Below are 24,534 nucleotides of genomic sequence, written 5' to 3'. Positions count from 1 at the left end.
ACACGGAACGGGACGACGCGGTGCGACGACAGGTGCACCGACCGCTCCCCACCGCGGCGGTGATCCCGCCCGACGTCGACGGAGGACGAGGACGTTCGTGCAGGTGGCGCGGGATGACAGCCGCGCGGCAGCACACTGCTCTCACGGATCACCCGTCCCGGGTGTCCGCGAGTGCAGGAGCCGGGTCACCGATCCACCCGGTCCCCGATCCGCCTGGCCCCTGATCCGCCCGGTCCCCGAGCCACCCGTCACCGCGACGGCGACACCGGGCACCGGCTCCACCCTCCCGTCCGGCTCGCCGCGGTCTCGGTGCCGCCCGCGGTCTCGGTGCCGCCCAAGGGATCTGCGCTGCCGACGGGGTCTGCGCCCGCCCACGAGTTCCGGGACCGTGGGACGTGGGACGTGGGACGTGGGACGTGGGACGTGGGACGTGGGACGTGGGACGTGGGACGGGGCCAGATCGTGCGGCCCCGGGCACCAGCGCGCGCAACCGGATCGCCGGGCCCTTCCCGGACCACGGGCTGGTCCAGGTCGCAGGCTCTCCGTGCCGTTTCCCGGGGCCCTCGCGATCGGCGGGACCGTCGTGGGCCGCTCACCGGGCGGGTCGGCCACCCAGGAATGACCCGACCGCTGCGCGGACCGGACGGCCGAAACCGCAGCTCAGCCGGTGTCGAACAGCGGATCCATGAGTGGCCCGACCACCGAGAACACCACGGTCGCACCGGGCTGCGAAGCAGGAGTGCCCGGCGTCACAGGAATCGCTCGAGGGGCCGGACCCCAAGAGAGATGGTGTCGTAAACCTGGCGGCCAACTCCGCTGCCACGTCTGACCTGCGAGGACGGCCCGTGTTTGCCGGAAGGACCCCCCGGTTTGACCTTGCCGGACACCGTGCCGTAACTTTCTTCCTGTCAGCGAGTGAGCCGGACAGAACGGGCCCTGGAGGCCCGGTCAGCAGGCCCCGCGGACAAGGTGACCCCCGGTGGCAGGCCGACATCGTCGGTGTGTTTACCTTGATGGGTCAAGGCGATCCGCCTTCTGGATCCGGTCGGGAGATCGGTGATGGCGGTGCGGGTGTCTTTTGAGAACTCAACAGTGTGTCGAGCTATTATATGGTTTGGCGTTTTTGTGCCAGATTGTTTGTTTGGCTGCCGGTGCGACCCCGTCGTGCTGGTGGGCCAGTTGTTTGTAAGTCAGGGTTTTTGTTGGAGAGTTTGATCCTGGCTCAGGACGAACGCTGGCGGCGTGCTTAACACATGCAAGTCGAGCGGTAAGGCCCTTTCGGGGGTACACGAGCGGCGAACGGGTGAGTAACACGTGGGTGACCTGCCCTCCACTCTGGGATAAGCCCGGGAAACTGGGTCTAATACCGGATAGGACCTCTCAACGCATGTTGAGTGGTGGAAAGTTTTTTCGGTGGGGGATGGGCCCGCGGCCTATCAGCTTGTTGGTGGGGTGATGGCCTACCAAGGCGGTGACGGGTAGCCGGCCTGAGAGGGCGACCGGCCACACTGGGACTGAGACACGGCCCAGACTCCTACGGGAGGCAGCAGTGGGGAATATTGCGCAATGGGCGGAAGCCTGACGCAGCGACGCCGCGTGGGGGATGACGGCCTTCGGGTTGTAAACCTCTTTCGCCAGGGACGAAGCTTTTGTGACGGTACCTGGAGAAGAAGCACCGGCCAACTACGTGCCAGCAGCCGCGGTAACACGTAGGGTGCGAGCGTTGTCCGGAATTATTGGGCGTAAAGAGCTCGTAGGCGGTGTGTCGCGTCGGCCGTGAAAACTTGGGGCTTAACTCTGAGCGTGCGGTCGATACGGGCATCACTTGAGTTCGGCAGGGGAGACTGGAATTCCTGGTGTAGCGGTGAAATGCGCAGATATCAGGAGGAACACCGGTGGCGAAGGCGGGTCTCTGGGCCGATACTGACGCTGAGGAGCGAAAGCGTGGGGAGCGAACAGGATTAGATACCCTGGTAGTCCACGCCGTAAACGTTGGGCGCTAGGTGTGGGGACCATTCCACGGTTTCTGCGCCGCAGCTAACGCATTAAGCGCCCCGCCTGGGGAGTACGGCCGCAAGGCTAAAACTCAAAGGAATTGACGGGGGCCCGCACAAGCGGCGGAGCATGTGGATTAATTCGATGCAACGCGAAGAACCTTACCTGGGTTTGACATGCACAGGATCGCGGCAGAGATGTCGTTTCCCTTGTGGCCTGTGTGCAGGTGGTGCATGGCTGTCGTCAGCTCGTGTCGTGAGATGTTGGGTTAAGTCCCGCAACGAGCGCAACCCTTATTCCATGTTGCCAGCACGTAGTGGTGGGGACTCATGGGAGACTGCCGGGGTCAACTCGGAGGAAGGTGGGGATGACGTCAAGTCATCATGCCCCTTATGTCCAGGGCTTCACACATGCTACAATGGCTCATACAGAGGGCTGCGAGACCGTGAGGTGGAGCGAATCCCTTAAAGTGAGTCTCAGTTCGGATCGGGGTCTGCAACTCGACCCCGTGAAGTTGGAGTCGCTAGTAATCGCAGATCAGCAACGCTGCGGTGAATACGTTCCCGGGCCTTGTACACACCGCCCGTCACGTCACGAAAGTTGGTAACACCCGAAGCCGGCGGCCCAACCCTTGTGGAGGGAGTCGTCGAAGGTGGGACTGGCGATTGGGACGAAGTCGTAACAAGGTAGCCGTACCGGAAGGTGCGGCTGGATCACCTCCTTTCTAAGGAGTCTCACCATGTGGTGGGGCACCGGCTCGTTTCTTTCGTTTCTTCTGAAATGTGGGAATGTGTTGGTTCCTTAACTGAGATCGCACTGTCGGCCCCGAGTGTGGGTCGGGTGTGACTGGGTGGAACGCAACGAACGTCAGGCTGTGGTTCGGCACACTGTTGGGTCCTGAGGGGACACCGGTTTGGTGGGTGTTGTCTTTGGCCGCGTGGGTTCTGGGTTGTCCTAACGCCTTCTGGTTGGGGGTGGTGGTTGCCTGGGGTCTTCTGTGGTTGTGGGTTGAGTGTTGCATAGTGGATGCGAGCATCTTGTTGTGGTCAAGTTGTTAAGAGCACATGGTGGATGCCTGGGCATCAGGAGCCGATGAAGGACGTGGGAGGCCGCGATAGTCCTCGGGGAGTTGTCAACCGAACTGTGATCCGAGGGTGTCCGAATGGGGAAACCCAGCACCCGTCATGGGGTGTTACCCGTACCTGAATTCATAGGGTGCGTGGAGGGAACGTGGGGAAGTGAAACATCTCAGTACCCACAGGAAGAGAAAACAACAGTGATTCCGTGAGTAGTGGCGAGCGAAAGCGGAAGAGGCTAAACCGTGTCCGTGTCAAGCTGGCAGGTGTTGCGGATGCGGGGTTGTGAGACGTGCTGTTCATCTTCTGCCGAGGATGGGACGGTCCAGTGTTTGTGTTAGCGGAACGACTCTGGGATGGTCGGCCGTAGTGGGTGAGAGCCCCGTACGCGAAAGCATGAGTCTGGTCGTGGGCATTGTTCTCGAGTAGCAGCGAGCTCGTGGAATTTGCTGTGAATCTGGCGGGACCACCCGTCAAGCCTAAATACTACCTGGTGACCGATAGCGGACTAGTACCGTGAGGGAAAGGTGAAAAGTACCCCGGGAGGGGAGTGAAATAGTACCTGAAACCGTGTGCTTACAAGCCGTCAGAGCCTGGAGCAGTCTTGTGCTGCAGGGTGATGGCGTGCCTTTTGAAGAATGAGCCTGCGAGTTATGCTTCGTGGCGAGGTTAACCCGTTGTGGGGTAGCCGTAGCGAAAGCGAGTCCGAATAGGGCGGTGGAGTCGCGGGGTGTAGACCCGAAGCGGAGTGATCTACCCATGGCCAGGGTGAAGCGTCGGTAAGACGTCGTGGAGGCCCGAACCCACCAGGGTTGAAAACCTGGGGGATGAGCTGTGGGTAGGGGTGAAAGGCCAATCAAACTTCGTGATAGCTGGTTCTCCCCGAAATGCATTTAGGTGCAGCGTCGTGTGTTTCTCATCGGAGGTAGAGCACTGGATGGCCTAGGGGGCCGACAAGCTTACCGAAGTCAGCCAAACTCCGAATGCCGGTGAGTGAGAGCGCGGCAGTGAGACTGCGGGGGATAAGCTTCGTGGTCGAGAGGGAAACAGCCCAGATCACCGGCTAAGGCCCCTAAGCGTGCGCTAAGTGGGAAAGGATGTGGGATCGCCCGGACAACCAGGAGGTTGGCTTAGAAGCAGCCACCCTTGAAAGAGTGCGTAATAGCTCACTGGTCAAGTGGTCCTGCGCCGACAATGTAGCGGGGCTCAAGCGCACCGCCGAAGCCGTGGCAATGACATCTTGTGGTGTTGTTGGGTAGGGGAGCGTCCTGCATCTGGTGAAGCCCGGGAGTGATTTACGGGTGGAGGGTGTGGGAGTGAGAATGCAGGCATGAGTAGCGAATGCAGAGTGAGAATCTCTGCCGCCGGATGACCAAGGGTTCCTGGGCCAGGTTGTTCCGCCCAGGGTGAGCCGGGACCTAAGGCGAGGCCGTCAGGCGTAGTCGATGGACAACGGGTTGATATTCCCGTGCTCGTGATAGTGCGTCCATGCCGGGGCCGGTGATGCTAACCATCCGAACCCACCTTCGCTCCTTCGGGAGTGTTGTTTGTGGGGGAGCGTGGGATCCGATCCGGTAGTAGGCAAGTGATGGGGTGACGCAGGAGGGTAGCTCCGCCACGCGGTGGTTGTCGTGGTGTAAGCCTGTAGCCCGAGTCCTAGGTAAATCCGGGGCTCATTGAGGGTGAGAGGTGATGCGTAGCCGATTGAGGCGAAGAGGGTGATCCCATGCTGTCGAGAAAAGCCTCTAGCGAGTGCTGTTGCGGCCCGTACCCCAAACCGACACAGGTGGTCAGGTAGAGAATACCGAGGCGATCGAGCGAACTGTGGTTAAGGAATTCGGCAAAATACCTCCGTAACTTCGGGAGAAGGAGGGCCATCTGCCTTGAAGCCCCTTTGCGGGCTAGGGGTGGGTGGTCGCAGAGACCAGGCCCAAGCGACTGTTTACTAAAAACACAGGTCCGTGCGAAGTCGCAAGACGATGTATACGGACTGACGCCTGCCCGGTGCTGGAACGTTAAGAGGACCTGTTAGCTCCTTTGGGGGCGAAGCGGAGAATTTAAGCGCCAGTAAACGGCGGTGGTAACTATAACCATCCTAAGGTAGCGAAATTCCTTGTCGGGTAAGTTCCGACCTGCACGAATGGCGTAACGACTTGGGCGCTGTCTCGACCACAGACTCGGCGAAATTGCATTACGAGTAAAGATGCTCGTTACGCGCGGCAGGACGGAAAGACCCCGGGATCTTTACTATAGCTTGGTATTGATGCTCGGTTCGGCTTGTGTAGGATAGGTGGGAGACTGTGAAGTCGTCACGCTAGTGGCGGTGGAGTCGTTGTTGAAATACCACTCTGGTCGAATTGGGTGTCTGAACCTCGGGCCATGATCTGGTTCAGGGACAGTGCCTGGTGGGTAGTTTAACTGGGGCGGTTGCCTCCTAAAGAGTAACGGAGGCGCCCAAAGGTTCCCTCAGCCTGGTTGGCAATCAGGTGTTGAGTGTAAGTGCACAAGGGAGCTTGACTGTGAGACTGACGGGTCGAGCAGGGACGAAAGTCGGGACTAGTGATCCGGCACCTCCTGGTGGAAGGGGTGTCGCTCAACGGATAAAAGGTACCCCGGGGATAACAGGCTGATCTTGCCCAAGAGTCCATATCGACGGCATGGTTTGGCACCTCGATGTCGGCTCGTCGCATCCTGGGGCTGGAGTAGGTCCCAAGGGTTGGGCTGTTCGCCCATTAAAGCGGTACGCGAGCTGGGTTTAGAACGTCGTGAGACAGTTCGGTCCCTATCCGCCGCGCGCGTTGGAGACTTGAGGAAGGCTGTCCCTAGTACGAGAGGACCGGGACGGACGAACCTCTGGTGTGCCAGTTGTCCCGCCAGGGGCACGGCTGGTTGGCTATGTTCGGGAGGGATAACCGCTGAAGGCATCTAAGCGGGAAGCCTGTTCCAAGATGAGGTCTCCCACCACCTTGAGTGGGTAAGGCTCCCAGTAGATGACTGGGTTGATAGGCCGGAGATGGAAGCCTTGTGAGGGGTGGAGTTGACCGGTACTAATAGGCCGAGGGCTTGCCACAACATGTTGTTCGCATCCACTGTGTGACCCTGAGTCCACAACCCTTGGTTGTGTGGTCTCTGTTTCCTGGGTCTTCTTGTGTCCCACCGTGGTGTGGGGTGTGAGGGGGTGTGGGGATGTAATTGGATAGTGTTGTCGGTGGTTATGGCGGTAGGGGAACGCCCGGTCCCATTCCGAACCCGGTAGCTAAGCCTTCCTGCGCCGATGGTACTGCACTCGACAGGGTGTGGGAGAGTAGGTCGCCGCCGACATTCAACATTTCAGGGGATCCCTCGGACCGTTTCGGTCCGGGGGATTTTCTGCGTTCTAGGCCCGGTTTCTGACGGCGGTCCGGCGGGCCGGCGGTCCGGTGGGTCCGGGGCGCGGGTCCTGGGGTGTCGTCGACGCCGGATGGGTGTGTCGTCTGCGGTCGTCGTGCGTTCCGCGGGACGCCGCCAGGTCCGCGGAACACACCGCCAGGTCCGCGCGACGCCGCCAGGACCGCGCAACGTTGCCAGGACCGCGTTCCGCGGAACGCGGTCGGGACGCGGACGGATTCTCGGAGCGCGACCTGCCCGACCGGTGGGCGCCGACCCGGCGCCGACCGGGCGCCGACCTTGGGCCGACCCGCTGGCGAGCGGCTCCCACAGCACTCCCGGGGCCCGCAGACCGTCGGGCGCGTTCCGCGGAACGCGCCCGCACGGGCGTCCCCCAGGTCGTTCACGCTGGCGGCGCCGGTGGCGCCGGCGGAGGCTGGTCGGGCCGGGCGGGTGTGAGGAGAGTGCACCGTCGTCGGCACCCGAGCGGAGAACGGGTGCCACCCCCCGGGGTACCCGGGACCGATCGGCATGTCCCTCTTCCCGCTGGAGCCGTGTGCGTTCCGCGGAACACGACGGAGCGGCGGACCACCTCGGCCGGGCAGCGGCCGTCGTCGGACCCGCTGTTTCAGCCCGTGAGCGGCAGCCGCGTTCCGCGGAACGCGGCCGGCGGGTCCTTACCGCATCCGGTGACGCGGCCGGCGGGGGAGACACGGTCGTCGATCGATGTGTGTTCCGGTGGCTCCCGGAGGCCGACGCCGTCGGTGTCCTCAGAGGTCGGCCCCCACCGCCTGCCCGACCTCGGTGAACCCGTCCGCGCGCAGCAGCTCGGCGAGCTCCCGGTGCAGCCGCGAGGGCCACAGCAGGCCGCCGTAGACGAAGCCGGTGTAGGACTGGACCAGCGCGGCGCCCGAACGGATCCTGAGGTACGCCTCCGCGGCGTCCTCGATGCCCCCGACCGAGATGACGATCTGGTCGTCGGCCAGGCGGGAGCGCAGGCGTCGCACCACGGCGCGGGCACGGTCGCGCAGGGGACGGCCGGACAGTCCGCCGGCACCCGCCGCGTCGATCTCGGAGGGAGCGGTGTGCAGCCCCTCGCGCGAGATCGTCGTGTTGGTGGCGACGACGCCGTCGAGCCGCAGTCGGACGGCGAGATCGGCGACGGCGTCGACGTCGTCGTCCGCGAGGTCGACCGTGATCTTGACCAGCAGCGGGATCCGGCGGCCCGGTGCGACCCGGTCGAGCTCGTCGCGGACCGCCGTCAGCAGCGGTTCGAGGACGCCGACCTGCTGCAGGTCCCGCAACCCCGGGGTGTTGGAGGAGCTGACGTTGACCACGACGTAGTCGGCGTGGGCACCGAGTGCGGCGGCGCTCGCGCGGTAGTCGTCGACGGCCTCGTCGGCCGGGACGACCTTGCTCTTGCCGATGTTGACCCCCAGGACCGGCATCCCCGGTGCGGAACGGGTACGGAGCGCTGCGAGCCGGGGTGCGACGGCGGCGGCGCCGGCGTTGTTGAAGCCCATCCGGTTGATCAGTGCCTGGTCCTCCACGAGCCGGAACAGTCGCGGCTTCGGGTTCCCGGGCTGCGGGCGGCCGGTGACCGTCCCGATCTCGACCGCGCCGAAGCCGAGGCGGCCCAGCGCGAGGACGCCCTCCGCGTCCTTGTCGAAACCGGCGGCCAGGCCGAGCGGGCCCGCGAAGTCGAGCCCGAGCACACGCGTGCGCAGCACCGGGTCGGACGCGGTCAGCCGGCTCGCGACCCGCTCACCGACGGCCGGGGTCCCACCGAGCGCTCGTACGACACCGAACCCCATGCGGTGCGCCGGCTCGGACGGGAGGTACCGCAGGACCCTGCGCATGAGGACGTCGTACATGCCCCCATCCTCACAGGCGGGCGACGTCAGGTGTCCCGGCGGGACAGCCCCAGCTGGTCGAGCATCCGCCGGTCCCGCTTCGTCGGGCGGCCGGCGCCGCGCTCCCGGCGGGCGAACACCGGCACCTCGGTGCGGGACGGCTCGGGTGGGGTGTGGTCGACGTAGCACTCCTGTGCGATCGGTGCGCCCACCCGCTTCTCGATGACGCGGGTGACCTCGACGATCCGGTTGCGGTCGTGGACCCGTGCGCGGACCTTGTCACCGACCCGCACCGGGGCCGCCGGCTTCGCGGGCCGGTCGTTGATCCGCACGTGCCCGCCGCGGCACGCCGTCGCGGCCTCAGCACGCGTCTTGGCCAGGCGTACCGACCAGAGCCAGCGGTCCACGCGGGTCGCGTCCATCCGGCCATCGTGCCATCGCCGCCGGGCTCCCGGCCGCGTCACGAGGCCACCCGGCACGCCCGGGACCGGGCAGCGGGGAGCTCAGTAGTGCGTGACCCCCGGCGTACCCCCGCCCGCGGCGACGGCGTCACCGTTGATCGCGACCGAGCGGGGGGAGCACAGGAACGTGATGACGTCGGCGACCTCGGCCGCGGTCGTGATGCGGCCGATCGTCGTCGTCGCGTCCAGCTCTGCGCGGGCGGCGGTCTCGTCGAGGCCGGTCGCGGCCGCGCGGTCGGCGAGCGCCTGCGCCGTCCGCTCGGTCTCGGTGACGCCGGGATGCACGACCGTCACGTTCACCCCCTGCGGGCCGAGCTCGTGGGCGAGCGCCGCCGTCATCGACGCGACCGCCACGTTGCGCACCGAGCCGACCAGCGAGGTGGACCGGCGGGCGTTGAGCCCGCTGACGTTCACGATCCGGCCCCAGCCCTGCGCCGTCATCAGCGGCGCCACGGCACGCGCGCAGCGCAGGTAGCCGAGGAGCTTCGTCTCCAGCTCCACGCGGACCGCGTCGTCGGTCGTGGCACCGAGGCCCGTCGGCGCCCCCGCACTCGCCGGGCGGGCCGCGGCGTTCACCAGGACGTCGACCCCACCGAACTGCTCCGCGACCGTCCGCACGGCGGCGCGGACGGCGTCGTCGTCGGTGGTGTCCGCCGCGACGGTGAGCACCTCCGGCGCGCCGGCGTCGCGGAGGCTCGCGGCGGCGGCCTCCAGCGCGTCCGGGTCGCGGGCCAGCAACGCCACCCGGGCCCCCTCCGCGGTGAGCGCACGCGCCGTCGCGAGGCCGATCCCGCGGCTGCCACCGGTCACGATCGCCCGCCTGCCGCCCAGTCCCAGATCCATGACAGCCACCGTGCCGCACCCGTCCGATGTGTGCCCGTTTACGCTGCGCACGTGGCCGAGCCCATCGACTCCGTCCTCGTCGTCTTCAACCCGGGGAGCACCGGCGACGCCGACGTGCTCGCCCGCGAGCTGCGCGACGACCTCGCGGCCGCCCGCCCCGGGCTGCCGGTCGAGCTGCGTCCCACCGAGTACGCCGGGCACGCCCGCGACATCGCACGTGAGGTCGCCTCCGGTCCCGGCCGGCCGCTGATCGTCTCGGCCAGCGGCGACGGCGGCTACAACGAGGTCGTCAACGGCATCCTGGAGGTGCCCGGCACCGGCGCGGCCGCCGCGGTGCTCGCCGCCGGCAACGCCAACGACCACCGCCGCGTCACCGCGCGCCGCCCGCTCGCCGAGGCGATCGTCGCCGACGAGACCGAGCGGATGGACGTCCTGGAGATGCGCTCCGGTGACCAGCCTCCCCGCTACGCGCACTCCTACATCGGGTTCGGACTCACCCCGGTCGTCGCGCTGCAGATCGAGAAGGGCGGCAAGGGGACGATCCGCGAGGTGATCAGCACCATGCGGTCGTTCTGGGCCTTCACCCCGTTCGAGATCGAGTTCTCCACGGGTGACCGGCGCCGGATCGACAACCTGGTGTTCGCGAACATCGGCGAGATGGCCAAGGTCGCCGAGCTGAGCGAGGACAGCCGCCCCGACGACGGCCGGTTCGAGGTCGTGCTGCTCGAGCACCGTCCGAAGTGGCGCCAGCTGCTGACCGCGGTGCGGGCCGCCCTGTCCGGCCTCGGCCGCCAGCCCGCGACGACCGAGTTCCGGTTCTCCACGTGCGGCCCGATGCCGGTGCAGATCGACGGCGAGATCGACGACGTCGCCGCAGGCACCGAGATCCGGGTGCGGTGCGCGCCGGGGGCACTGAGCATCATCCGCTGACCGCGGCGGCTCCGGCTCAGGCGGCCGCGAGGGTGAACTCGACGATGCCGAGCGCACCGCCGTCGCCGAACGACGCCCGCACCGTCGCGCCCGGGTGGACCGCGACCGGCACCGTCGTCGTCCCGGTCGTCACCAGCGCGCCGGCCTCGAGCCGCACCCCGTGCTCGGGCAGGGTGTCCGCCAGCCAGGCCAGTGCCGTCCACGGGTCGCCCAGCACGGACGCGCCGCTACCGGTGGCGGTCTCGTCGTCGACCCGCAGGGTGGTCGGGGTCGCGGCGAGGTCCAGCGCGGCACCGCCGGGGATCTCCGGGCCGAGCACGAACCGGCCCGCGCACGCCGCGTCGGCGAGCAGCGACGGCGCACCCGCCGCGACGAAGTCGTCGAACCGCGACTCGGGCAGCTCCACCGCGCAGTGGACCGCGCCGACCGCGGCGCGCAGCTCGTCACGCGAGGCGCCGGCGTCCACGGTGGACCGCAGCACGAACGCGAACTCCGCCTCGGCGACGGCCATGTGCAGGTCACCGGACGGGACGACGTCGCCGGGGGCGTGCCGGAACCGCTCGAACAGCATCCCGGGCAGCGGGGCGTCGACGCCGATGTGGGCCTGCCCGGCGGCGGCCGTCGCGGCGAGCTTCCAGCCGTACGACGCCCCGGCCCGTTCGGAGAGCCGGCGCTGCGCCGCGAAGCCCTCGGTGAGGGTGCGCGGTCGCAGCAGCTCGGGCAGGGCGGCGAGCCGCTCGCCGGTCGTCCACGCCTGCCACAGCGCGCCGGCCGTGCCGTCCGCGCGCACCAGGTCGACGGCGGACGGGTCGACGGCGCCCTCGTCCGAGCCGTCGTCCGCGGTGCGGTCGGTGTCACCGTGTGCGGTCATCGGCCCGGATAATGCCAGGTCACCGATCGGGTCCGGCCCGCCGGTCCAGGACCTCGGCGACCCGGCGCACACGGTCGTCGCCCAGGGCCTCCTCCAGCGACACCGGCAGCGGGATCCGCCAGTTCGGGTACTCGTCGACGGTGCCCGGCAGGTTCGGCTGGCGGGTCTCGCCGAGCACGTCGTAGAGCGAGGCCAGCACCAGCCGCGACGGTGCCGAGGCGAGCAGCCCGTGCAGCGCGACGACGATCGTGTCCTCGTCGGTCTCGTCCGGCGAGTCGAGCAGGCCCTCCGCCGCGAGCAGCGCCAGCAACTCGTCGCGCTCGGCGCCGGCCTTCGCCTCCTCGGACGCCGGGTCGTCGAGCAGGCCGAGCTCGGCGCGGGCGCGGACGTGCTCGCCGCGCAGGAAACCCGGCGCGGTGGGCAGATCGTGCGTGGAGATCGTCGCCACCGACCGTTCCGGCCAGCGCCGCGGCGGGCGGAGCGGGCCGTCGTCGCCGCCGGTCACCGGGTCCGGGTCGCGGGAGAACCACAGCACCGTCGAACCCAGCAGGTTGCGCTCGGCCATGTCCTCGCGGATCCGCGGGATGACCGTCCCGAGGTCCTCGCCGACCACGAGCGCGTCCGCCCGGTGGGCCTCCAGCAGGAGGACGGCGAGCATCGCGTCGGCGTCGTAGTGCACGTAGGTACCGCGATCGGCACTCTCCCCCGACGGCACCCACCACAGCCGCCACAGGCCCATGACGTGGTCGATCCGCAGCCCGTCGGCGTGCGTGAGCAGCGCCCGGGTCATGTCCCCGAACGCGGCGTACCCGGTGTCCGCCAGCCGGTCCGGGCGCCACGGCGGCAGGCCCCAGGTCTGCCCGCGCTGGTTGAACGCGTCGGGCGGGGCGCCGACGGTGGCGTCCAGGGCGAGGACGTCCTGCAGCATCCACGCGTCGGCGCCCTCGGGGTCGCAGCCCACGGCGAGGTCGTGGATGACGCCGACCGGCATTCCCGCCTCCCGGGCCGCTGTGCGCACCCCTGCGAGCTGCGCCTCCGCCTGTCGCTGCACCCAGGCGTGGAACGCGATCCGCGGCGCCAGCTCCCGCTGCGCGGCCGCGACACCGGCGCCGTCGGGCCGGCGCAGCCCCTCCGGCCAGAGCGACCAGCGACCGCCGTACCGCTCGGCGAGCGCGCAGTAGGTGGCGAACGACGTCAGGTCGTCGTCCGGGGCGCCGTCGGGGTGACCGGCGGCGCGCCACAACGCCTCGAGCGCCGAGCGTTTCGCCGCCCAGACCCGGTCGTGCGGGATGCGGTCCCCGGCGGTCTCCGGACGCAGCGCGTCGACCTCGGCGCGGGTGGGCGCGTCGGCGTCGCGGTAGGCGGGCAGGTCGGTGATCCGCAGCGCCAGCGGGGTGGTGTAGCGGCGGGACGACGGCGTGTACGGCGAGGGCTGCACCGGCGGCACCGGGGTGATCGCGTGGAGCGGGTTCAGCAGCACGGCACCGGCGCCGTGCCCGCCGCGGATCAGCGTGGTCAGGTCGCCGAGGTCGCCGATGCCCCAGGATCCCTGCGAGTGCAGGGCGTAGAGCTGCAGCATCCATCCCCACGTCCGAGGCGGGTCGGGGAGCGCGGGCGGGGCGACGACGACGGCCGACCGGCCGCCGTCGGTCTCCAGCAGGTAGCGGCCGGGATCCAGACCGGACGGCAGCTCGCCGTCCACATCGGAACCGCGGCCGGCGGCGTCGCCGTCGGTGGCGGTCAGCCGCCCGCGGCCGGGCAGCGGGCGGGACCGGTCCGAGCGGAGCCCGATCGTCGGGGGGGAGCGCACCCGCCGACGCCTTCTCCCGCGCGCCGGCGAGTGCGACCCGCTCCGCGCCGGGGCCGGAGACGTCGACCTCCAGCAGGTCGAGCACGGTGCGCACCACCGAGGCGTCGATCCGCTGCTCGGTGCGGGTGCCGTCCAGGTACGAGGTCGCGACGCCGTGCGCGTCGGCGATCTCGGCGAGCTCGGGTGTCACCGGGTCGCGGGTCATGGTCCCGATCCTGGCCGATCCGCCCCGCGGCGGCCCGGCCGGTGCGGCGTGACACCCGGCCGCAGGGTGGTCCTCCGGCACCCGCCCGGTCGACACGCGGACGGCGTTCACGCACGACGGCCGGAGTGTCATCGGTGCTACGGTGCGTCGCCGGATGCGTCGACCGGGCCTCGGGTCCTGCGGGCCCGTGGATCCGCGCGGAGCGCCGGACCTCTCCGGGGCACCCCGGCCGGCGTCGCCGGGCCCGGTTCGTCCGTTCCGGCAGTGAGGATCTCCAGATGTCGACGTGGGCCCTGCTGGGGCTGTTGGTGGTGGTGCTGGTGGCCGTCGGGATCGCAGCTTTCCTGCGGTGGGGGCGGAACCGGGACGAGCACCCGACATCGGGCGACGGCTCTCCTCCGCGCACGGTCGCCGATCTCGTCGACCGTCGTGCCCGCGGGCTGGACGACGGCCGCGGCACCGGGACGGACGATCTCCCCTCCGGGGAGGAGGACGCACCGCACCGCACCGAGAACCCGTACGCCGCAGCACACCCGGACGCGCCGGACATGGTGGACACCGGTTCCGATGTGGCGCAGACGTACCCGGAGACGGCCGGTCCGGACGCCGACGACACCCGGGCCGGAACCGCGTCCGACGACACCGCCGCCGTGCCCGCGGTGCACGCCGTCCCCGCCCTGCCCGGCGGAGCGGCAGCCGACCGTCCGCTCCGGACGCGGGACGAGGACCTCGACCGTGATGTGCACGAGGGCCTGCACGAGGACCTGGACGAGGACGCGGGCGACGACCCGGACGACCCGGACGACCCGGCCGCGACGACCCCGATCGGCCCGACCCACTCCTCGGCACCCGACATCACGCGTGTCCCCGAGGGCGAGGACCGGACCGACCGCATCCCCGAGGTCCGCTCCGCCGAACCGCGGGTGACGCCGGACGTCAGCGCCGGTCCGGTCGGCCCGCCCTGGGCCCGCGGGTTCAAGGACGGGAAGCCCGTCGAGCCCGTCGAGCCGGCGCCGGTCCGCCGGTTCCCGCGCCCGTCGCCGACGGCGCGGCCCCGGCCGGCCGCCGCGCCGGAGGCCGGCGCCGCCAATCACGGGCCCGACAGCTCCGCGCCGGACATCAGCACGCCCGCCGGCGGGAACGAGACCGCCGGACCCGGTGCGGACGCCACCACCACCGGGTTCCGCCCGGTCACCGCCCTCGGCGCGGGCGCCGCGGCCGCGTCGATCCCCTTCCTCGCGAAGGGCGGCCGGGGGACCGGTGATGCCGGCAGTTCCCCGACCGGCACCGACGCGGACACGCCGGACACCGGTCCGCCGGCCGCCGAGGCGGGATCCACGGACGCGACCGACGCCGGTACCACCGCCGCGGACGCCGCGGGCGCGGACGTGACGGGTGTCGGGGACACGGACGTCACCGATGCGGACGCCACCGGGTCCGTCGACGGCGCCTCCGGCGCCGACACGGCCGAGGCCCCCGGCCCGGAGGTCGCCGACGCCGAGCCCGAGGTCGACGAGATCGCCGCGACCCACGACCCGGCTCCGGCGACCCCCGCCGAGCAGATCGACTTCGGCCGCGGCGCCGAGGCCACCGGCGCGGCGGCGACCGGTGCGGTCGTCGCCGGTGCGGCCGCGACCCGGTCCGACTCCCGTTCCCCGGTCGATCCGGACCTGGTCCGGCGGGTGACCACCGTCCCGGCCGACCGCTCCGTCGCCCGGTCCACCGCCTCGCCCGACACCGAGCGGGAGTTCCGCGAGGCCCGGGACCGGATCACCGGCCAGTACGGCTGGACCGGGCGCGTCCCCGAGCAGCAGGGGGGTCCCGGCCAGGACCGCACGTCCGGGCGGTCGGCGCCGATCGGGCTCGTCCCCGGCGGTTCCGGCGCCCAGGAGTCCGGTGAGCACGCCGAACCACCGCCACGACCGGCTCCGCGGCTGATGCGCTCGGTCCGGCCGGCGCCGCCGCCCGCCCCGGACACCGTCAGGACCGCCGCCGCGCAGGACCCCGAACCGGAGGCCTCCGTCCCCGTGAACCCCGCCGCGCCCACGACCGCCGAGCCGACGACCGCCGCAGGTGGCGAGCTGCCCGCCCGGACCTCCGCGCCGGAACCCCCCACCGTGCGGGCCGAGGAGGTCGCCCTCACCGTCCAGCGGTCGGGGCCGGAGCCGGCCGCCGTCGTCCCGGGCACCGCCCCGCAGGACGTGGAGGTCCGCGTCCTCGGACACGACGACGCCGCACTGGCCGGCGCCACCGTCGCCGTCCGCGACCGCGCGGGCGGTCCGGTCGGCACGGCCGTCACCGGTGACGACGGGGTCGCCCGGATCGCGGTCCCCGGGGCCGGCTCGTTCGTCGTCGTCGCCGCGGTGGACGGGTACCGCCCCGGCGTCGCCGCCTGTGCGGTCGGTGACACCGCGGCCGGGGCCACGCTCCGCCTCCGGCGGGCCGCCGTCGTCCACGGCACGGCCCGCACCACGGACGGCGCACCCGCGGCCGGCGTCGACGTCGTCCTCACCCAGGACGGTGAGCCGGTCGCCGAGGCCCGCACGGGCAGCGACGGAGCGTTCCGGCTCGCCGACCTCGACGCCGGCCGCTACCGCCTGGCCGCGGGCTCCGCGTCCGGAGTGGACGTCGAGGTCGAGGCGGGGGCCGACGTCGCGCAGGACGTGACCGGGTCGTGACGACCGCACCGGACGTGCAGGGGCGGTTGCCCGGCGTCGGTGGTGTCGAGCTGTTCTGGCAGGGCTGGCTGCCGCCGGGCGACGTGGCCGGTGTCCTGCTGCTCAGCCACGGCATCGGCGAGCACTCCGGTCGCTACGGCACCGTCGTCGACACACTGCGGCCCGACGGCTGGGCCGTCTACGGGCTCGACCACCGCGGCCACGGCCGCTCCGGCGGGACCCGCGTGCACGTCCGGCGCTACGACGATCTCCTGCAGGACTTCGAGACCTTCCGCCGGGAGATCGTCGCCCGGCACCCCGGCGTCCCGGTCTACCTGCTCGGGCACAGCCTCGGCGGGCAGATCGCCCTCGCCTACGCGCTGCGTCACCAGGACCGGCTCGACGGGCTGGCACTGTCCGCGCCGGCGCTGGCGTCCGACACCGTTCCCGCGCCGCTCGTCCCGGTGCTGTCGCTGGTCGCGCGGGTACTCCCGACGGTGCGCCCGGTCGGGATCGACACCTCGGCGATCAGCTCGGACCCGGCCGTCGTCGACGCCTACGAGGCCGATCCGCTCGTCCACCACGGCAAGCCGACGCTCGCGCTGGGCGCTGCCGTCTACGCGCAGATGGACGACCTGCCCCCGCGGGCCGCCGAGCTGCGGCTGCCGCTGCTGGTCCAGCACGGGACCGCCGACCGGCTCACCGACCCGGCCGGTACCCGCAAGCTGGACGAGGCCAGCGGCTCCGCCGACACCACGGTGCGCTGGTACGACGGTCTCTGGCACGAGATCTACCACGAGCCGGGCCGCGAGGGCCCGCTCACCGACCTGCGGCGGTGGCTTGCCGAGCACCGCGACGCGGCCCGGCACCGCACCGGCTGACCGCGGCCCGCCCGGCTCGACCTGCCGGACACCGGCTGCTGATGGGATCGTGGGGGCCGACGACGCGGGACGGGATGGCGCACAGGTGGAGACGACCGACGAGCAGGTGACGGACGGCGCCGTCGGCGTGCGTCACCTGCTCGAGACGACCGACTGGGCCGCGACCCCGCTCGGGTCCCGCTCCGGCTGGGACCGCGAGCTCGAGGACACCGTCCGGTTCATGCTGGAGAGCCGGCAGCCGCTGGTGGCCTGGTGGGGCGCCGAGTCGGTCCTGCTCTACAACGACGCCTTCGTCCGGCACGCCGGCCTGCGGCACCCGTTCGCGTTCGGCCGTCCGCTGCGCGAGGGCTGGCCGGAGTTCTCCGAGCACCTCGCCGGCGAGCTCCCGGAGCTGCTCGGCGGTGGCCGGGACGGCATCGCCCGGTCCGCGGACAAGATCGTGCTCGGGCGCTGGGGCCGCCCGGAGGCGACCTGGTGGGACTACTCGACGACCCCGGTCCGCGGGGCCGGCGGGCAGGTGCTCGGCCTGATCACGCTGCTCACCGAGGTCACCGGCAGCGTCGTCGGTGCCGCCCGGCTGACGGTTCTCGCCGCGCTCGGCGAGGCCGCGCGTGACGCTCCGACCCTGGACGTGGCCGTCGAGCGGCTGACCGAGGTGCTCGCCGACGCCCAGGAGCACCACGGCTGCGCGCTCATCGCGACCCTCGGTGCCGAGGCCCGCAGGCTGGCCGCGGTGAACGTCGACGACCCGCCGCCGGGCTGGCTGCCCGCGGACCGCAGCGCCGACGTCGGTTCCGACGTCGAGTTCGTGACGGTCGAGCCGTCGGCGGTGCACGGCGCCGAGCCGCCGGTCACCGACCTGGCCCGCGCCGTGCTGCACACGCCGGACGGCGCGACCGGGATCGCCGTCGTGATCGGTGTGCCGCCGCTGCTGCCGCTGGACGCCGCGCACCGCTCGTTCCTGCGGTTGGTCATCGGCAACATCGGCACGGTGCTCGCGACCGCGCTGGCCCGTGACCGGGAGCGTGACCGGCGCGCCGACATCACGACCGCCGAGCAGGCCCGCGTCGAGTACTACGCCGGGCTCGGGGACGAGTTCCGTGACCCGCTGACGCTGGTGCTCGGCCCGCTGGAGCGGCTGCGTGAGCACGAGGACGCGGCCGTCCGCTCCGAGGTGGCGCTCGCCCGGCGCAACGCCGAGCGGATGCTCAAGCTCGTCGACAGCCTGCTCGACGTCTCGGCGCTGCAGTCCGGCCGGCACGAGGGCCTGTTCGCCCCGACCGAGCTCGGCACCACCACCGCGGAGATCGTCGCCGCGTTCGCGCCCGTCCTGGAGCAGGCGAGACTGTCGCTGACGTCGTCCACGCCCCGCGGCGGCCGTCCCGTCTGGGTGGACCGCGACGCCTGGGAGAAGATCGTCCTCAACCTGCTCAGCAACGCCGTCAAGTACACGATGGACGGCGGGGTCTCGGTCGAGCTCACCCAGGACGGCGAGCAGGTCGTCCTGCGGGTGTCGGACACCGGCGTCGGGATCCCGGGCGACGAGATCGACACCGTCTTCGACCGCTTCCACCGGGCGGGATCGCGTCGCGGGCGGACCCTCGAGGGCAGCGGGCTCGGGCTGCCGCTGATCCGGCAGCTGGTCCGGCTGCACCGCGGCAGCATCGCCGTCGCCGCAGGCCCCGACGGGGGCAGCACGTTCACCGTGCGGCTCCCGCTCGGTTTCGCCCACCTGCCGCAGGACCGGCTGGTCCGGTCCCGTACCGGGGCACGCTCCGCGCCGCAGCTCGCCGCGCCGTATGTGGCCGAGGCGTTGCGCTGGCTCCCCGACCCGCCCGACGACGTCGACGTCGGACCGACCGCGGACGCGGACCGGACGCGTGGCCGCGCTGTCGACGGCTCCGTCGTCGACGGGCTCGACCTCACCTGGTCCGACCGCGTCCTGGTCGTCGACGACGACCGCGAGATGCGCGGCTACCTGCGCGACCTGCTCTCCGAGCAGTGGCGGGTGCAGGCGGTCGCCGACGGCGCGGCCGCACTCGACGCCGCCCGCACCGATCCGCCCGATCTCGTCGTGGCCGACGCGGCACTGCCGGCGAGCGGTGGCATCGAGCTGCTGCGGGCCCTGCGCTCCGACCCGCGGACGGTCGGGGTGCCGGTGGTGCTGCTCTCCTCGCAGACGAGCGAGGAGGCCGCGGTGGAGGGGTTCGCGGCCGGTGCCGACGACTACCTGGTCCGCCCGTTCTCCGCCCGTGAGCTGCTCGCCCGGGTCACCAACCACCTGCAGCTGGGCCGGGTCCGGCGGGCCGCGGAGCTGCAGTTCCGCGCCATGGCGGACTCCACACCGGCGCTGATCTGGGTCGACGACCCCGGCGGGCACCGGCTGTTCGTCAACCGGGGCTGGGTGGACTTCACCGGTGTCGACGACCCGTCGCACGAGCTCGGGCTGGACTGGCGGCGCCGGATCCATCCCGACGACCGCGAGCGCTACCGCTCGGTGACCTCGGCCGCGAACCGCGCGCACGCCCCGTTCGAGGTCGAGTACCGCCTGCTCGACCGGACCGGCCGCCACCGCTGGGTGCTCGACCGCGGTGCCCCCGTGCAGGACGGCGAGCGGTCCGCGGGCTACGTCGGCGGCTGCCTCGACATCGACGTCCAGCACCGCGAGCAGCGGCGGCACCGGATCTACTCCGAGGTCGCCGAGTCACTGGAACGGGAGATCACCCGGACCGGCCGGACCGACCAGCTGGTGCGCGCCGTCGTCGACGACCGCCTGGCCGACATCGCGCTCGTGCACGACGCCGGCCCGGACGGGGCGGCCGGAACCCTCGCGGTCGCGGCGGGCCGGACCGCGCTCGAGCCGTCGCTGTGGCGGCTCGGCCCGCTGCTCCCCGTCGACGCCGAGGGCACCGGCCGGCCGGAGATCATCGACCAGGGCCGGCTCGACGAGGCGCTCCGCCACCTCCCGGCGACACAGCGCCGGGCCTGGGGACGGCTGCGGGCCCGGTCCGTGACGGTCGTGCCGCTGCCCGCCCGAGGCCGCACCAGCGCGGTGCTCACCGTCGTCCGCGCCGAGTCCGCCGAGCCCTACACGGCCGACGATCTCGACCTGCTCTCCGAGATCGGCCGCCGGGCCGGGCTCGCCGTGGACAACGCCCGCCTGCTGGAGCAGGAGCGGTCCACGGCGCAGCGGCTCGTGCTGCTGCACCGGGCGACCGCGAAGATGTCCGCGGCCGCCACCGCGGGCGAGGTCGCGGCGATCGCCGCCGACCACATCGTCGACCTGCTCGACGCCGACTTCGCCGGGGTGTGGGAGGTCCGCGGGCCGTGGCTGCACGCGCTCACCGGGCACGGCTGGGACCACGACCTGTGGCAGCGGGCCGGCCGGATCGCCGTCGACGCCCCCATGGCGTTCGCCGAGGTGCTCACCGAGCGCCGGCCGATCTGGTTCGGGTCGGCGAAGGAGTGGGCGGAGCGCTTCCCGGCGCAGATCGGCGTCGCACCCGAGCACGCGCAGACGCTGGGCATCCTGCCGCTGGTCGCCGGCGGCCGGGCACTCGGCGTGCTCGCGGTGTCGATGCTGACCGAACGACGACTGTCCGACGCGGACCGCGAGGCCGCGATCGCCGTCGCCGAGCTGGCCGCGCAGGCGCTCGACCGGGCGTCCATGCTGGACGCCGAGACCGAGGCCCGCCGGCTCGCGGAGCGGCTCGGCGCCGTCGCCACCGGCCTGGCGCAGGCGACCGACCTGGAGGCCGTGGCCGACGTCGTCGTCGAGCACGGGCGCAGCTCGATCGGGGCCGAGGCGGTCGCGGTGCTCCTCACCGACGAGCACGGCACGCTGACGCTGCTCAGCGAGGCCGGCTGGCCCGCGGACGGGCCACCGATGCACACGCCCGGCCGCACCCACCCGCTGAGCCGTGCAGTGGTCGGCGGGGAGCCGGTCTGGAACGCCCAGGACCTCTCCGAGACCCGTCGCTACCCGGTGAACACCGCGGTGCCGCTGATGGTCGCGGGCCGGCCGATCGGCGTGATCGGGCTGCGGTTCCCGAGCGAACCGTCGTTCAGCCCCGAGCAGCAGAGCTTCGTGCGCACCCTGGCCAACCAGTGCGCGCAGGCGATCATGCGGGCCCAGCTGCACCAGGCCGAGCACGAGGTCGCGGTGACGCTGCAGCGCAGCCTGCTGCCGCAGCGCCTCCCCGACATCGAGCGTCTGTCGCTGGCGACCCGCTACCGGCCGGGCACCCAGGGGACCGAGGCCGGCGGCGACTGGTTCGACGTGCTGGAGCTCGAGGGCGACGTCGTCGCGCTGGTGGTGGGCGACGTCGTCGGGCGCGGCCCGGCCGCCGCGGCCGTGATGGGCCAGCTCCGCAGCGCGGTCGCCTCGAACCTGGTCAACGGCCAGCCGCCGGCCCGCGCGCTGGAGCAGCTCGACCTGTACGCGCTGCGGGTCCGCGGCGCGACGGCGAGCACCGTCGCGATCGCGACCATCGACACCGGCACCGGCGAGCTGCGCTACGCCAGCGCCGGGCACCCGCCGCCGCTGGTCGCCGGGCAGGACGGGGTCCGCACCCTCTCCGAGGGACGTGGCGTGCCGCTGGGCATCTCGGGCCGGCCCCCGTTCGCGGAGGCGACCGCGCGGATGGAGCCGGGCGAGACCATCCTGCTCTGCTCGGACGGCCTGTTCGAGCGCCGCGACGAGGTCATCGACGACGGCCTGGCCCGGCTCTCCGGGGCGTTCGGCGAGCTCGCCGGTGCGCAACCGCGCGACATGGCCGACACCCTGCTCAACCGGATGTCCGAGGGCCTGTCGGTCCCGGACGACACGGTCGTCGTCGTCGCCCGGCTGATGCCGCCCCCGCTGCGGGTCACCGTGCGGGCGGACCCGAAGCAGCTGGCCCCGCTGCGCCGCGCCGTCGGCCGCTGGGCGACCGTCTGCGGGATGGGCCCGGACGCGGCCAGCGACCTGCAGCTGACCGTCGGCGAGGCCGTCACGAACTCGATCGAGCACGCGTACGGGGAGGCGGGCGACGAGGCCGGGGCCGGTGTCGACCTGGAGCTCGCGCTCACGACGGACGGAGCGATCGCGGTCCGCGTGTCCGACGGCGGGAGGTGGCGCCCCCCGCCCCCCGATCCCGGGTACCGCGGGCGCGGCATCGCGCTCATCCGCGAGCTCGGCGAGGACGTGCGGATCGCCCCGGGCGACGACGGCACCGTCGTGCGGTTCCGGCTGCCCGCGAACCCCGTCGAGATCGGCACGCCCGGCTCCGAGCCACCGGTGGAGTTCGTCGCGGGCGAGCCCGAGCCGGGCCGGGACCACACCGGCCAGGCCGGACCGTCACCGCAGGGCGACGGGGACGGCGTCCGGCCGCCCACGACGCGGTTGCGGGCCGCGCCGGACGCGTACGGGGTCCGGCTCACCGTCGTCGGCGACCTGGACCTCGACGGCGTCGCCGCCGTGCGTGCCCCGCTGATGGAGCACCTCGCCCGCCGGGTCCCGGTCACGCTGAACCTCGCGACGGGCACCTTCGTCAGCAGCGCCGGGATCGCCCTGCTCTCCGAGGCGGCACGGCGGATGCGCGCCGACGGGATCGCGATGACGCTCGTCGCCCCGGCGGGGAGCCAGGCACGACGGTCGCTGGTCCTGTCGGGGCTGGACACGGTGATCGGCATGTCCGACGACATCTGAGCCCTGACCGTTGTGACGGCGGACACGCAGGTCAGGGCGATGTTGTCCGGACACGGCGGGTGCCGTTCCCGGCGGCCGGACACGCGGTTGAACCCGGCTGTCACCGTGTGGTGACATCGTCGTCATGAGTCAGGCAGCGACCCTCGGTCCCCTGTGGGGTACCCGTCGCGCCGACCACTTCGATCAGGGCTGTCGCCCGAGCTGAGGACCCGATCCCGCTCGACCGACGTCTCTGGAGTACCACCGTGTCCGCACCCGTCCGTGCGTCCCGCCCTGCCCGCCCGTCCGCCTCGCGGACGGCGACCGTCCATGCCCGGCCCGTCGCGGCGCCGACCCCCTACGACCTGCAGGACCTGCAGGAGCTCACCCGCGAGATCGCGGCCGACGTGCGCGCCGGCCGGCACGAGGTCGTCGTCGATCCCCACCGGCGCTGGTACCGGTTGCTGCGCAGCGACGGCCTGGTCGACGTCTGGCTGATCAGCTGGGCCACCGAGCAGATCGCGGAGCTGCACGACCACGCCGGCTCGATCGGCGCGCTGACCGTCGTGTCCGGCACGTTGACCGAGCGCCGCTGGGGCGGTCCGGCCGGCCTCCGGACCCGGACGCTGCGGCACGGCCGCGGCGCCGCGTTCCCGCTGGGGCACGTGCACGACGTTGCCAACACCGCCGACGAGGCCGCCGTGAGCGTGCACGCCTACTCGCCGCCGCTGTCGGCGATGTCCTACTACGAGGTCGAGGACGTCCCTGCCACCGCGGGGCACCAGCGCCTGCGCCGCAGCCGCACCGAGCTCGTCCAGCCGGGACAGGGCGTCGGATGACCCGGACCGTCGGAGATCTCCTGGCCGCGGCGCGGGCCCGGCTCGACCGGCCGGACCCGGCCCGGGCCGCGGCGCTCGTCGAGGAGGGCGCGTACCTCGTCGACACCCGGCCGGGCTGGCAGCGGGTCGAGGAAGGTGCCGTCCCGGGGGCGCTCGTGATCGAGCGCAACCACCTGGAGTGGCGGCTCGACCCCACCTCGGACGCCCGGATCCCGGAGGCGACCGGTCACGACGTCCGGTGGATCCTGTTCTGCTCGGAGGGCTACAGCTCCAGCCTGGCCGCCGCCTCGCTGCAGGACCTCGGCCTCCACCGGGCGACCGACGTCGACGGCGGGTTCCGGGCCTGGGCGGCCGCGGGCCTGCCGACCGAACCCGGTCAGGACGGTCCGTCCGACGCGACCCGCCCGCCGCTCCACCGCGCGTCGAGGTAACCGGCGACCAGCGTCGTCAGCTCCTCGACGAGCAGGTCGCGACCGAACGCGGGACGCTCCAGGACGAACCCGGTCGTCAGGTGCTCGACCGTCCGGACCACCGTCCACGCCGACGCGCGGGCGGTGTCCGGGTCCGTCGCGCCGCGGGTGAGCAGCACCGTCGCGACGAGATCGTCGATCCGGCCGGCGAACGCGGCCCGCCGCCCGGGCCTGCCCGACGACCCGGGTGCGCGCGGGAGCTGCTCGACGATCACCCGCAGCAGGTCGGGCTGCTCGGAGAACGCGTCGAGCAGGGCGTCGAGGGTGGCGCGGACGACCGGCCCGGTGCCGCGGCCCGGGTCCGCCGCACCGCCCGGCCCCGGGGTGCCGCCGCTGAGCCCGTCCAGGAACGCGCGCGAGACGCGAGCCTCCATCCCGTCGAGGTACCGGTCGAGCACCTCGGCGAGCACCGCGTCCTTGTCGGGGAAGTACTGGTAGAGCGAGCCCGGCGAGATCCCCGCGGCCTCGGCGATCCGGTTCGTGGAGGCGCCGTCGTAGCCGCGCGCGACCAGGACCTCGCGGCCCGCCTCCACGATCCGCTCCACCATCCGCCGGGACCGCTCCTGCCGCGGCTCCCTCCGGCGCCCTGCGCGACCGCTCACACCCGGC

General features: G+C 71.8%; 13 protein-coding genes and 3 rRNA genes. 10 read left to right on the top strand and 6 right to left on the bottom strand.

Annotation, left to right across the window (positions count from 1 at the left end; all coding sequences use genetic code 11):
- Window positions 1-1,199 precede the first annotated feature (1,199 nt).
- From AD017_RS10910 to rrf, 3 genes are all read left to right on the top strand, one after another.
- Window positions 1,200-2,719 (top strand): 16S ribosomal RNA (locus AD017_RS10910).
- 320 nt (window positions 2,720-3,039) lie between these two features.
- Window positions 3,040-6,142: ribosomal RNA gene (locus AD017_RS10905) — 23S ribosomal RNA — on the top strand.
- 133 nt (window positions 6,143-6,275) lie between these two features.
- A 5S ribosomal RNA gene (rrf, locus tag AD017_RS10900) occupies window positions 6,276-6,392 on the top strand.
- The 16S, 23S and 5S rRNA genes sit together here, the layout of an rRNA operon.
- An 815-nt stretch (window positions 6,393-7,207) precedes the next feature.
- Here rrf and AD017_RS10895 read toward each other — a convergent pair.
- From AD017_RS10895 to AD017_RS10885, 3 genes are all read right to left on the bottom strand, one after another.
- On the bottom strand, window positions 7,208-8,311 hold the full coding sequence (locus tag AD017_RS10895; protein ID WP_060574145.1) for a quinone-dependent dihydroorotate dehydrogenase: 1,104 nt from the start codon (window positions 8,309-8,311) through the stop codon (window positions 7,208-7,210).
- A gap of 26 nt (window positions 8,312-8,337) precedes the next feature.
- Window positions 8,338-8,712 (bottom strand): RNA-binding S4 domain-containing protein, encoded by a 375-nt coding sequence (locus AD017_RS10890; RefSeq protein ID WP_010231739.1) that lies wholly within the window; start codon window positions 8,710-8,712, stop codon window positions 8,338-8,340.
- A gap of 81 nt (window positions 8,713-8,793) precedes the next feature.
- Window positions 8,794-9,594 carry an SDR family NAD(P)-dependent oxidoreductase gene (locus AD017_RS10885; RefSeq protein WP_060574144.1) on the bottom strand — a complete coding sequence of 267 codons (801 nt, stop codon included), beginning with the start codon at window positions 9,592-9,594 and terminating at the stop codon, window positions 8,794-8,796.
- A 51-nt stretch (window positions 9,595-9,645) separates the two neighbouring features.
- On the opposite strand from AD017_RS10885, the gene AD017_RS10880 reads away from it, so the two are divergent.
- Complete coding sequence (locus AD017_RS10880) at window positions 9,646-10,524, top strand: diacylglycerol kinase family protein (RefSeq protein WP_060574143.1); 879 nt, start codon at window positions 9,646-9,648, stop codon at window positions 10,522-10,524.
- Between the two features lie 16 nt (window positions 10,525-10,540).
- Here AD017_RS10880 and AD017_RS10875 read toward each other — a convergent pair whose 3' ends face one another.
- Window positions 10,541-11,395, bottom strand: coding sequence for a 2-keto-4-pentenoate hydratase (locus AD017_RS10875; RefSeq protein ID WP_227012715.1), 855 nt, complete (start codon window positions 11,393-11,395; stop codon window positions 10,541-10,543).
- A 19-nt stretch (window positions 11,396-11,414) separates the two neighbouring features.
- Window positions 11,415-13,205, bottom strand: coding sequence for a 4-alpha-glucanotransferase (gene malQ / locus AD017_RS10870; protein ID WP_227013371.1), 1,791 nt, complete (start codon window positions 13,203-13,205; stop codon window positions 11,415-11,417).
- 86 nt (window positions 13,206-13,291) lie between these two features.
- Between malQ and AD017_RS36185 the strand changes: the two genes are divergently transcribed.
- The 6 genes from AD017_RS36185 to AD017_RS10845 all read left to right on the top strand — a co-directional run bounded on the left by AD017_RS36185 (window position 13,292) and on the right by AD017_RS10845 (window position 23,886).
- The gene (locus AD017_RS36185; protein WP_227013370.1) at window positions 13,292-13,462 is read left to right on the top strand and encodes a hypothetical protein; all 171 of its coding nucleotides are present in this window, start codon (window positions 13,292-13,294) and stop codon (window positions 13,460-13,462) included.
- 226 nt (window positions 13,463-13,688) lie between these two features.
- Window positions 13,689-16,088, top strand: coding sequence for a carboxypeptidase-like regulatory domain-containing protein (locus tag AD017_RS10865; RefSeq protein WP_060574141.1), 2,400 nt, complete (start codon window positions 13,689-13,691; stop codon window positions 16,086-16,088).
- Window positions 16,085-16,948, top strand: coding sequence for an alpha/beta hydrolase (locus AD017_RS10860; protein WP_060574140.1), 864 nt, complete (start codon window positions 16,085-16,087; stop codon window positions 16,946-16,948). Before AD017_RS10865 ends, AD017_RS10860 begins: the two co-directional genes overlap by 4 nt.
- 85 nt (window positions 16,949-17,033) lie before the next feature.
- Window positions 17,034-22,637, top strand: coding sequence for a SpoIIE family protein phosphatase (locus tag AD017_RS10855; RefSeq protein WP_060574139.1), 5,604 nt, complete (start codon window positions 17,034-17,036; stop codon window positions 22,635-22,637).
- A 245-nt stretch (window positions 22,638-22,882) separates the two neighbouring features.
- The gene (locus AD017_RS10850; protein WP_060574138.1) at window positions 22,883-23,455 is read left to right on the top strand and encodes a cysteine dioxygenase family protein; all 573 of its coding nucleotides are present in this window, start codon (window positions 22,883-22,885) and stop codon (window positions 23,453-23,455) included.
- Window positions 23,452-23,886 (top strand): rhodanese-like domain-containing protein, encoded by a 435-nt coding sequence (locus AD017_RS10845; RefSeq protein WP_060574137.1) that lies wholly within the window; start codon window positions 23,452-23,454, stop codon window positions 23,884-23,886. Before AD017_RS10850 ends, AD017_RS10845 begins: the two co-directional genes overlap by 4 nt.
- Here the strand turns inward: AD017_RS10845 and AD017_RS10840 are convergent.
- A complete protein-coding gene (locus tag AD017_RS10840) occupies window positions 23,832-24,527 on the bottom strand; it encodes a TetR/AcrR family transcriptional regulator (RefSeq protein ID WP_202968847.1) in 696 nt (231 codons plus the stop codon). The genes AD017_RS10845 and AD017_RS10840 overlap by 55 nt on opposite strands.
- Between the last annotated feature and the right edge of the window lie 7 nt (window positions 24,528-24,534).

Source organism: Pseudonocardia sp. EC080619-01 (genome assembly GCF_001420995.1).
Classification (GTDB): Bacteria; Actinomycetota; Actinomycetes; order Mycobacteriales; family Pseudonocardiaceae; genus Pseudonocardia.
Note: the sequence above shows the minus strand (reverse complement) of the source record. Positions and strands in the feature narration are given on the sequence as shown.

What these genes read in the sequence shown, in the direction of transcription:
- AD017_RS10895 (WP_060574145.1), bottom strand. Translation starts at nt 8,311, where the DNA reads ATGTACGACGTCCTCATGCGCAGGGTCCTGCGGTACCTCCCGTCCGAG.
- AD017_RS10890 (WP_010231739.1), bottom strand. Translation starts at nt 8,712, where the DNA reads ATGGACGCGACCCGCGTGGACCGCTGGCTCTGGTCGGTACGCCTGGCC.
- AD017_RS10885 (WP_060574144.1), bottom strand. Translation starts at nt 9,594, where the DNA reads ATGGATCTGGGACTGGGCGGCAGGCGGGCGATCGTGACCGGTGGCAGC.
- AD017_RS10875 (WP_227012715.1), bottom strand. Translation starts at nt 11,395, where the DNA reads ATGACCGCACACGGTGACACCGACCGCACCGCGGACGACGGCTCGGAC.
- AD017_RS10865 (WP_060574141.1), top strand. Translation starts at nt 13,689, where the DNA reads ATGTCGACGTGGGCCCTGCTGGGGCTGTTGGTGGTGGTGCTGGTGGCC.
- AD017_RS10845 (WP_060574137.1), top strand. Translation starts at nt 23,452, where the DNA reads ATGACCCGGACCGTCGGAGATCTCCTGGCCGCGGCGCGGGCCCGGCTC.